The organism is Verrucomicrobiota bacterium, assembly GCA_039192515.1.
GTDB lineage: Bacteria > Verrucomicrobiota > Verrucomicrobiia > Methylacidiphilales > JBCCWR01 > JBCCWR01.
Genome location: JBCCXA010000037.1, coordinates 18,205 through 29,173, shown reverse-complemented (window position 1 = coordinate 29,173; position 10,969 = coordinate 18,205). Strand labels below are relative to the sequence as shown.

Below are 10,969 nucleotides of genomic sequence, written 5' to 3'. Positions count from 1 at the left end.
TGGATTACTTCCCAGCAGCGACCTTACTATTACTTTAGAGAGTGATTTTTCTTTCGTGACTCCGCTGATAGGCGGCTTTTTGAACAATGACGATGACACCTTTACTATCAGAGAGGAAATAACTGTCGTAACCGAAGATTTCGCTTACACGGACAATTTTGCATCTCCTTGATCTCAATCAAACCCGTACCAAAAAGAATATGAAATTAAGAATAAACAAGAACGAGAGAGGCCAAGCGACTGTCGAGTTTGCCCTCTTTGGAACGATACTCATTGTGCTTACCTTAGTGGCTTACGACTTGGCTAGCAATATCAGTAAAAGCCAATCTATTGCCTCTTCTGCTAGAGAAGTAGCCAGGGTCTTTGTCGCCAAAGACGGCCTCAAGGCAGCATTTGACCCAAATGAATTGCCCAATAGCGCTGCATTCTTAGCGAGCAAGAGAATTGCTACACAAATGCTCGCACCAGAGGACATCAAAATAGATGAATCCGGAGAGGCGAAATACTTTGAGCCCAATGCATCCAACAACGAAAGCTGGGGACTCATTCTGAGTATTCTCACTTTAGAGGATCATGATACCGATGCGCAAACACCGGATGTTTTTGTTGTAAATTCTGCACAGGCTTACCCTGCATACGTAGACTCCTCTGACACCACTAAAAATGCTCCTATCTGCAAAAATGATGATTTCAAAACACGCATCACTCCTTCAGAAAAGAGTATAGATTCTAATGATAACCCTGTGTATCCATTTGTAGTTGCCAACCCTGATGAACTTGGACTTGACCCAATCATCATGCAGAAAGGACAGGTCATGGTGGCTGTAGAGATGTTTTATGCTCCTGAATTTTTGACAGGTCTAGATAGCTTAATAAACCTGACCAACTTTAACCAAATGTATGAAATAGCTTTTTATTAAGATGTTAAACAATGGAGTCCTCTATGAAAAAGCAATTAGAAGTAGTTCATAAAAAATATCTCAGAAAACGTGGGCAGTACACAGCGCTATTTGCTGTCTTGTTGTTACCTATGCTTTTATTCACTGGAATGGGGTTGGATTTCGGGATGTATTATATAGATGAGGCACGTCTCGTCCGTTCAGTTGACGGGGCTGCTCTACGGATAGGCACCAATTATACTAGTGATATCGACAGACAAAAGGCAATCATTGGTGCTATGATGAAGGCCAATTACCCCGGATGGGGTGATACCATTTGGAACTCCGAGCTAAAAACTTCCGGGTTCTATGAAGGTACCTCCTCAGGCACATCTAAAGATAAAGATGGCTTATCTCAGCCTATTGGTATCGTTCGTTTTTCGACTAGTTCAACATCTATAACCGATTCAGCTACCTTTGAGCACCCTTCAGTGGCTGGCTTTGATGGAGAAGATAACATGGGAAGTGCTAAAGGAGGAATTGATTTTGATACCACCATGAGCTCAGCCTTATATGAGGGCTATGAATGGGATGAAAACGTTGGAGCTAATTACGGTAAATCCGCTGCTGTAGATATCGAAATCGAAGCTGAAGTTCGTCATAAGACCATTTTTTTGCCACTTACAGGCATTACAGAGGCTAGGATTATCCACAGCGCTACTGTTTCTAGAAACCCTAAGGTCATTATGCTAGTTCTGGACAACTCTAATTCGATGTCCGCCAAGATTCCAAGCGGCGAGGATGGCAACATAGCGAAAGACGAAGCTCTGGCAAAAAGTGTCACTAATTTCTTAAGTTACTTCGATAATGATCAGGATTATTTTGGGGTAGTCTATTTTGCAGGCAAAGGAAAAGTGGCTTTCCCCAAAGGTGGTCCATTCGTGCCTAGACAAAATTTCAAAAAAGAAATCATTGATATGTTGAAACCACCGGCTGGATCGTGGCCACCATTAACGGAGGTAACCGATGATTCATCAGCAAAATACAGAGACAATGACTGGGATATTGATAGAGATTACATCTTAGGTCCGCATACTAACGGACAAGAGGGTTTGAGATTAGCTTATAACATGGTGGAAAACTTCTTCACCGGTCTTCCTGATGCAAGAGGCAAAGTTGATATCCATTATATTATCTTTTCAGACGGCCAGTTCAACGCATTTAGAACATTTGCTAGAGGACAAGGTTACGACCAAGTTCATGATCTTGCAGGTGAAGCTATGAGCGTACCATGGACGCACCACATAAAACCCATCAGCTACACCAAAGATAGTGCAAGCACTATCGGCACTTTTGAACGTTACAATCCTTTCACTGGCAACCTAGACGCATTATATAGCTTGGATTCACACGTTGGCGGGATCGACACCACTAAACTAGCAGGTATTAACTGTAATTTATCGACTTTTGTCTCACCCTCTATGAAAGCAGTCGTTCATAGAAGCCCTGCAGAGGAAAAAGAATATGTACCCAGCGCATCTTATGATGGTGATCCCAATGCTGGAACTACCGTAGCCAATGCAATCATGACAGCTAACTCTCTTGCAGTTCCCGTAGAAGATAGAAATGACGATTTCTGGGCTCCGTGGGTATGGGTAGATGGAGAAGTTCCTGCAACCGCACCTAACAATATTACAACAACGAGCCCTATCCCGGTGGTCATGACAACCTTTACTGACTCTTCATTTGACGGTAAAGCAGCCTATCTGGAAAATACTTATGTACCAGGCACCATACCGACTTTAGGAACAGACTATAAGTATTCAGCTCTTAAAATTGACTCATATGGTGATGAGCTTTCTGGTCAGCCTGATAACAAATTTTTAGTCAGCCCCAAACTTATGGCTGCTATCGTTGATAACGATATTGCTAGAATGGATGAAAACATTATGCTTATTTTTCCTGGACGTATTCGAACACCGCGACAAAACTGGACTACCGATATCACCTCTGTAGTCTCTGATATGTCCCTCTATGACGCGTGGACACAGGACTGGACCGGAGTTTCCAACCCTTATTATTACTATCGCCAGCCCACTCTCTCTAATGCCACCTGGAAAGGTAATCTCATAGGAGCTTCACGAAATATAGAGCCACTCGAGCTACAATTTGAACCCGGAGTCACCACAGCCCACAATAGTTATATACGCTACTTCGGAAACGGCATAAAAAATGACCTACGCAGATGGGCCTGGTCTAACGGTGATAATAAAATAAGCGGTTATGACCACAAATACCACCATGAGTCAAACTCTGACAGTTGGCTCTATGTTGAAACAGTATCGAACTCACCACACCGTGCTCACAGGGGGTTTAGGATACAAGAACTTTATCCTAAATTTGTATTTGGAGGAGAGCTTTATGAAGACAAGCTGGGGATTCCCGAAAAGTTTTTTAAATGGAGTGCTGCTGGAAGTAATGAAAGCGAGAAATGGGTAGATGCTACTCGAGCCAATATTAGGGATGAAATGAGATGGATGATGGAAGCTCAAGCTTGGCTCGCTAGAGAAAACCATAACGCTAACATTTATACTGTCATATTAGATTCAAAAACAAGTCGTGAGCATTATGCAATGGCTAATGTGAAATCCGCTTATGATAACGTTCTTATTGTCCCTAATGCCGATCCAGATGAGTCACCAAGCAAAATTCTTGTTGCTGATACCCCACTAGATGAAAGTCATCCTAGCGGATTCAGTGTCGATGCTTCGACCAGTAAGGATCTGGGAGCCGCATTTGATTTAATAGCACAAGAGATCATTGCAACCTTTACAAAATGATCTTTTGTAAAGTTCCCCTTTGCTCAGAAAATCCACTCATAATTCTATCATAGGCTTTACATTGTAAAAACAGGTCGATCTTCGAATCAGCCCGCAACATAAGCTTTGAGCATGAACAACTTAACTCTTGGATAAAAAATGTAATTCTAGTTGGTCTCCTTCTTGGAGACCAAAGTCATGGCATACTCCCGCCTCCATCTCGAGAGTAGAGTAAGCAGAAAAAATAACCGGCGTCATTCGCCAGGGTTTAATACTGTGGTAAATTCTAACTACTTGGTTTTTTTTATTTAAGAAGATTGCATCAATTGCAAATTTCATAAAAAACATATGAATGGAGTTGCATGGTCTTAGTAATATGCCTGATCCTATATCTAAAGAGTCCCTTCCTAGTAGACCCTTCATACGAAAAGACATAGAAGAACAGTATTCACATCGAGAACAAATCACTTGATCTTTTTTCCGAACTTCCAGGATATCAACCATATTGAAACGAAAACTCAAGGTAAATAGATAACCAAGACATGTCGACAACAATGCAAAACTGGTTTTTAAAAGTTTTTATAGCGTTTGTCGATTTTTCATTGAACAGTTTCAAATGCCTAATTTATTATGATGATTTAAATGATAGTAGCATTTCGCAATCCCATGACTAGAAAAGCCCTTAGGCATTGCCTGCACGCTATCTATCGTTAACTTATAATTTATAAACTATACACAAAAACTTAAGCTAGAAAAAACTATGAGCAAAACTACAACAACCCCCTTAAAAATAGGACTCATTGGCGGCGGCGGTGGCGCTTTTATTGTCCAACCTCACCAAAAAGCGATACACTCTGACGGAACACGGCGAGTTGTTGCAGCTGCCCTGCACCCAGATCCTAAAATTGCCCTAGAGGAGGCTGAAAAATGGCATTACCCTATTAAGGGTTACACTTCTTACGATGACATGATTTCTGAGCAAGCCAGTCTTCCAGTTGATGAGCGTCTCGATTATATACTTATTGTTACACCAAACCACGTTCATTTCGATCCTGCACTAAAGTGCGTCAAGGCTGGCATACCTGTCTTTTGTGAGAAACCTTTGACCATCACCTTGGAAGAAGCTGACCAAATCGTTGCCGCAGTTGAAGAACACAAAGTCCCCTTCGCAGTCGCTCATACGTACATTGGTCACTGGACTAGTTGGTTTTCTCGATTCATTGTCCAGAGCGGTCTTATTGGCGAAGTCCGCTGGGTAGATTCCTATTATATTCAAGGATGGCTAGCTTCCAAAGCTGAGGAAGGAAATATGCAAGCAGAGTGGCGGGTAGATCCTAAGCGTGCTGGAGGCTCATGCTGTGGAGGCGATATAGGAACGCATGCTTTAATGCAATTACGTTTCGTCACAGGCCTAGATGTCACCAGTGTTTGTAATTTCATGGAAACTTTTGTTGGAGGGCGCCAACTTGATGACCATTTCACAACTTATTGTAAACTTAGTAATGGAGGCAAAGCCCTTGTGCGGGCAAGTCAGATATGCATCGGCCACTTAAATGACCTGGGCATTGAAATCGCAGGAAGTAAAGGCACCTTGCGCTGGAGTGGAGAAGATTGCGAGGCTGTTACTATTTCGTTACCAAGCCAGCCCGACCGCACCTACTACCGATCTAGCGTTGCTCCAAATGATGGATTCTTAGGTGAAGTTCCTGATTGGCTACTAAATGAACCCACCATCCCAGCAGGTCACACGGAGGGATTCCACGATGCCTTTGCCAGACTCCACAGATCTTTTGAAGCTGATGTTCGTAAATACTGGAATAAGGAAAAGTTCCACTGCGATGGTTCCAAATATGCCAACGTCTACGACGGACGAACTGGTATCGCTTTCATCCAAGCGTGTATCAAGAGTAATGAACAAGATAGCGCTTGGGTCGATTTATAATATTAGATTACTAGGTGGTAGACTCCATCTGCCACCTATACCTCATCCCATTCAAAGTATCGCTTTAAGGACAGATTTTTTAAAACAGTCGCTAGTGCATCCATTTGCTTTCCTTTGCTTAGTAGTCTGTCATCAACTTCACCGCCTAACTTAGACATGCTATCTAAGATACTCCTGGCTTGAGTTACACTTATATCGGTGCCATCTTTCATACGTTGGGCAACTCCTTGAAAAAGAACCCTATCGGGATTCATAATGCAAGTCTTATATCTGCCACACTCATCAAGTTGAACGATTTGGTACTCGCGTAAAACTTGCAAGGCCTCATCAATCTTCTCCGCGGGTATCTGCATACTAGGCTCTAACCAGTCACCTAAGTCGTTGACTGGCAAAATCTTATCTACCCGATCTGCAGTTTCCCATGAGGGAAGATATTCATTCCAACAAAGACCATTCAAAAAAACCAAAAGCTCGTAGACCGGCAGGTATTTTGGATTAGCTATCTTGCCTCCTGGACGAATATTTGCTTCCACAATTTGCTTATCCGCTAGGTCCAAAGTCCTTATCATTTCCTTGATAACTGCTTTACCCCACTTGGGTAAACTCTTGAGCATCGCTACAGTTTGAATTTTGGAAAAACGCAATAATTGACAGTTACTAGTTGCGCGTGCACTAGCAAGACGAGGGTTACGATTGACCATAGTAGCTATTCCTATAAAGTCCCCCTCTTTTAATCTATTAAGCTGTATAATTTTATCATTAGCTTCACGATATATCTCTATTTCTCCATGGCGAATGAAATACAAACCATCCCACTCTGCACCCTCTTCAAACAATATCTGATGGGGCTCTAAAGTAATTGTTTCACCCTTGTCCATATTCGTTTGCATCTGAAAGTAATATCGACAAAAAAATTTCACGCCTTAAGAGCTCTAGTGTCTGGATTGACAACTCCTTAGCAATAATTTTCACAAATAGTGAAATCTTTTAACGTTTTTAAAACTCGGATGATGCCATAGAAGTTGAACGAAATGCCTAAAAGCTTGAGCCCGGAGTAGCATGCGGCTTTGTTAAGAGAACGGAAACTAAAATTTAGACCACTGTCGTCGATTTATAATGGGTAATCAGAGCTTTCGAGTAACCGATGCCAAGCCTCTAGTTTACTTTAAAAGGAATGAGCACTGCAGAAAGCAACCCCAGAAGAGATCCTTTAAACATCTTGCTTCTAGAAGATAGCAATGATGATGCTGTCATTATTCAAACCTATTTAGAATCATTGGAAAGTATCCGTGCCAAAGTATTCTGCTGCGAGACTACACAAGCAGCATTAGAACTAATCGAGCTAAAAAATTTTGACCTCATACTCGCAGATCTCACACTACCCGACTCCTCGGGTACAGAAACTATCAAAAGACTAGCGGCAGATTTAGATGCAACACCCATCGTTGTCATCTCCAGCCAACCCGATCTCAAAACTGAGCTAGAGATACTACAATTAGGAACAGATGCATTCCTTAGCAAAGACATTATTACACCTGATGCACTTCTCAAAATAATTAACACTTTTGCACTCAATAATAGAGCCTCACATGAAATTGATACCTCAGAACAAAATAATTTTCAGTCCATCTTAAATGCTAATTTAGACTCTATTCTAGTCATTGATCAAAATGGCATCGTTCGCTTTATTAATCGTGCAGGACTAAGACTATTTAATGTCAATCCAAGTCAAATTGTAGGTTTTCATTTTGGCACGCCTATTACCAATGAACCTGTGGAACTCTCTATTTTAAACGACCACATACCTAGAGCAACTGTCGAAATGGGCATTTCGAAAATCCCCTGGAAAGGATCAAGAGCCTACTTAGCGTCTTTTCGAGATATCACGACGAGAAAAAACTTAGAAACTCGCTTACGACAAAGCCAAGAAAGACTTGATTTGGCCCTATCCGCGGGAGGATTGGCCATATGGGATTGGAATATTGAAACTAATACTTATTACCTAAATGATCAGTTTGCTAATATTTTAGGAATCCCTCATTCAGAAAGCTACTCCCAAGAGGAGTGGCTCAATAATCTCATAAATCCAGAAGATCTCCCCATTCGCAATAAACAAATCCGAGACCATATGTCAGGTCTAGTTGATTACTACGAGTCACAACATCGTATGAAAACACCAGATAATGATTGGATCTGGGTTCACGAAAAGGGCCAAGTCACAGAGCGTGATAGTCAAAATAACCCTCTGCGTCTCATCTGCATCTGTCACGATATTACCTACAAAAAGAAGCAAGAAGATGAACAGCTTCGAGCAGCCAAGCTAGAAGCGCTTGGTCTATTAGCTGGAGGCATTGCACATGATCTCAACAACATTCTCATGGCCATCGACCTAAACTTAGACATAGCCTTAGAAGAGTTTTCTCTAAATCTTGAGCAAAGGGAGATCATTGTGGACACTCACAATGCCTCAAATCGCGCTCGAGAACTTTCGCATCGTCTACTCGCTTTTTCTAAAGGAGGTGCAACAGATCCTAGGATTGTCCGTGTCCAAGAGACTGTTCAAGATGCCGTGGAATTTGCACTACGGGGAGCAAACTTGAGGCCTGTATTTGCTTTTGGGCCAAACCTTCCAAATGTCTATGTAGACCTCGGCCAGTTTCAACAAGTTATAGATAACCTAGTGATTAACGCGCGTGATGCCTGCAAAGAAGGAGGTAAACTAGCTGTTAAGGCAAGGTCCATTCAAATAGATCCAGACCAAGGACTCAAACTTAGGCCGGGTAAATATGTGCGTATTGATATCATAGATTATGGTCCTGGGATTCCAGAAGATATTCTAAAGAAAATTTTTGATCCCTATTTTACTACTAAAGAACATGGTAATGGGATTGGGCTGCCCACATGCTATGCCATCCTGAAACGTAACCAGGGCATCATCACGGTGAAATCAGAAGTTGGGAAGGGTACATGCTTCTCACTTTATTTCCCCGAAACTCAACATGCCGAACCAAGTAAGCCAATTGTTCTACAGAAACAAAACAACTTATCAGGCAGAGTTTTAGTTATCGATGATGAGTTATCTATCCGCCGCACTGTAGAACAAACCCTATGTCGTTCCGGCCTGGACGTTGTAACAGCCGAAACAGGTCAAGAAGGCATCGCAGAATTTGAGAAGCGCTGTACTACAGCAAATAGTTTCGATGTAGTTTTGTTGGATGGCATCATACCAGATGGGTTAGGAGGTGAGCATGCCTTGAACAGACTTTTAGAAATAGATCCTTTTGCCAAAGTCATACTATTCAGCGGGTATACTGAAAGTAACTATGCAAACCGCTGGAAAGATAAAGGATTCATTGATCGGCTCGTCAAGCCTTGCAGCAGCCAAGAAATTACTAGTGCTATCGAGCGGGCACTGAATTGCAATCACTCGACACAAGATGGTAAACCTAAGGACAGCTCTGGTAACCTTAAATAAATTCAATTGCCTGAGGCGATGGAATTCCAAGCTCTTTAAGTCTGGCGCTGAACTCTCTTACTCCTAATCTCTCCTCTTTCCCAATTTTGTAACGGATTGCCTGAGTCAAATAGGCGTGCTCAAGTTGATCAACGTCTAACTCACGAACTTTTTCAGTGCCGCTCAGGCTCTTTTGGCGAAATAATTCTAAGGACTCTTGTGATAATTGACTATCTTTGCCTATAGCCCATACCGCGTAAACAAAGGGCAAACCAGTATAAAGTTTCCAGATTTCACCAAGATCCAATTTGCTAAGATATTGTTCTGGCAAATTTCGGTAGCTTTCAAGTGCCCTATCTCCAATACGTAAGTCAGCATCGGCACGCTCCCCCTCATTAACATAGTGTGGCTTCAATTTCAAAAACTGCTCGCAAACAATCTTAGTTAAGTAATGGGATGTAAGGGATGTCTTGTCTAAGGAAATAGACGTTATTTCATCAACTTGTTTTCGACAGAGCAATAAGACACTCCATACTGGACCATCACTACAAACCCCTACCTCATCAAGAACTCGATAAGGGCCATGAAGTAAACACTCCACAATAGGAACCAAAGCTAAATCGAATTGTCCTTTTCGGAAAGATATAGCCAACTGAGATGGCATTTCTAAATCAACGTCTAAATCAAGATACTCAATCAAAGGTCTCGCATTTAAAAAGGGAACTGAACCCACTTGCAAGTTAATCACCCATCCTTTCAACAAATAGTAGCAGCTCGATCTATAACTTTGTCTGTTCCAGGTAGAACACGATAGAAAGTATCTCTTTCTGCAGGCACCCAACCTGACTCCTTAATTGCTTTTTGTAACTTATCTGTAGTCATCGCAGCTGGTGTCTTCGCACCAGCCATATGGAAAATCTTCTCCTCTTCAATTGTTCCATGTAAATCATCTACACCATATGACAAAGCAATTTGGGCTAATGACAAACCCGTGCTAATCCAATATCCCGTGATGTGATCAAAGTTATCTAAAAATATGCGACAAAGTGCTAGCATTCGAAGCTCTTCTAATGCAGAAGCTCTGCGAATGTGAGCTAGCTGATTATTCTCTGGCTCAAAAGCATAGGGAACGATGGCCGTAAATCCTTTTGTCTTATCCTGTAATTTACGTAACTTCCCTAAATGCTTAAAGCGTTGTTCGATCGTTTCCACATGTCCGTATAACATCGTGCAGGTGCTTCTCATTCCCATTTCATGCCAAGTTTGATGCACTTCCAGCCATTCTTCTGCAGATTCCTTCCCACGGCAAATCTGATCTCGAACTTCAGCATCAAAAATCTCCGCACCCCCTCCAGTTAGCGCATCCAGACCAGCTTCACGAAGCTCAGATAAAGTTTGCCTGATTGTTGCCTTGCGTATACGCCGTGCTAAGTGCCTGATCTCTATAGCTGTAAACGCTTTTAAACGCAAAGACTCATCAAGTTTCTTAAGCTCAGATAACATTTCAGTATAATAAGAAAACGGTAATGTAGGATGAAGTCCCCCAACAATATGAATTTCTGTGATCCCTTGCTCTAGAGATTCTCTTGCTTTCTCCACCATCTCCGCAATTGAGAGCTGAAAGGCCTCGGGGTCCCTTTTCTTTTTGGCAAAAGCACAAAATTGGCAGTTCAAAATACAAACATTCGAGTAATTCAAGTACCGATTGACTACATAAGTCGCGACATCTCCAGCTTTCTGCTTGCGAACATGAGTCGCAAGCTTACCCAAATCATGTAGCTTTGCGCGGTGATACAGCCATACTCCGTCTTCTTCAGTGATTCGTTTTCCACTGAAAACTTTCGCTACTAAATGATCAAAACGCCCGTTCATTTTT

The 10,969-nt window shown here is 42.0% G+C and carries 8 protein-coding genes; 4 read left to right on the top strand and 4 right to left on the bottom strand.

The window, feature by feature from the left end:
- Positions 1-200: 200 nt before the first annotated feature.
- Positions 201-920: a TadE family protein gene (locus AAGA18_13465; GenBank protein ID MEM9446347.1), complete on the top strand. Its 720-nt coding sequence runs from the start codon at positions 201-203 to the stop codon at positions 918-920.
- A 23-nt stretch (positions 921-943) separates the two neighbouring features.
- On the top strand, positions 944-3,718 hold the full coding sequence (locus AAGA18_13460; protein MEM9446346.1) for a VWA domain-containing protein: 2,775 nt from the start codon (positions 944-946) through the stop codon (positions 3,716-3,718).
- A 120-nt stretch (positions 3,719-3,838) separates the two neighbouring features.
- Here the strand turns inward: AAGA18_13460 and AAGA18_13455 are convergent, their stop codons facing one another.
- On the bottom strand, positions 3,839-4,201 hold the full coding sequence (locus AAGA18_13455) for a DUF192 domain-containing protein (GenBank protein MEM9446345.1): 363 nt from the start codon (positions 4,199-4,201) through the stop codon (positions 3,839-3,841).
- Positions 4,202-4,457: 256 nt separating this feature from the next.
- Here AAGA18_13455 and AAGA18_13450 point away from each other — a divergent pair, with 256 nt between their 5' ends.
- The gene (locus AAGA18_13450) at positions 4,458-5,639 is read left to right on the top strand and encodes a Gfo/Idh/MocA family oxidoreductase (protein ID MEM9446344.1); all 1,182 of its coding nucleotides are present in this window, start codon (positions 4,458-4,460) and stop codon (positions 5,637-5,639) included.
- 35 nt (positions 5,640-5,674) lie between these two features.
- Here AAGA18_13450 and AAGA18_13445 read toward each other — a convergent pair whose 3' ends face one another.
- Positions 5,675-6,529, bottom strand: coding sequence for a cyclic nucleotide-binding domain-containing protein (locus tag AAGA18_13445; protein ID MEM9446343.1), 855 nt, complete (start codon positions 6,527-6,529; stop codon positions 5,675-5,677).
- Between the two features lie 284 nt (positions 6,530-6,813).
- Here AAGA18_13445 and AAGA18_13440 point away from each other — a divergent pair, with 284 nt between their 5' ends.
- Positions 6,814-9,114, top strand: a complete 2,301-nt coding sequence (locus AAGA18_13440) for a response regulator (protein ID MEM9446342.1) — start codon at positions 6,814-6,816, stop codon at positions 9,112-9,114.
- Here the strand turns inward: AAGA18_13440 and AAGA18_13435 are convergent.
- Together AAGA18_13435 and mqnE are read right to left on the bottom strand one after the other, a co-directional pair.
- Entirely contained in the window at positions 9,107-9,841 is a 735-nt protein-coding gene (locus AAGA18_13435) for a menaquinone biosynthesis protein (GenBank protein MEM9446341.1), read from the bottom strand. The genes AAGA18_13440 and AAGA18_13435 overlap by 8 nt on opposite strands.
- A gap of 8 nt (positions 9,842-9,849) precedes the next feature.
- Complete coding sequence (mqnE, locus tag AAGA18_13430; GenBank protein ID MEM9446340.1) at positions 9,850-10,965, bottom strand: aminofutalosine synthase MqnE; 1,116 nt, start codon at positions 10,963-10,965, stop codon at positions 9,850-9,852.
- Positions 10,966-10,969 lie beyond the last annotated feature (4 nt).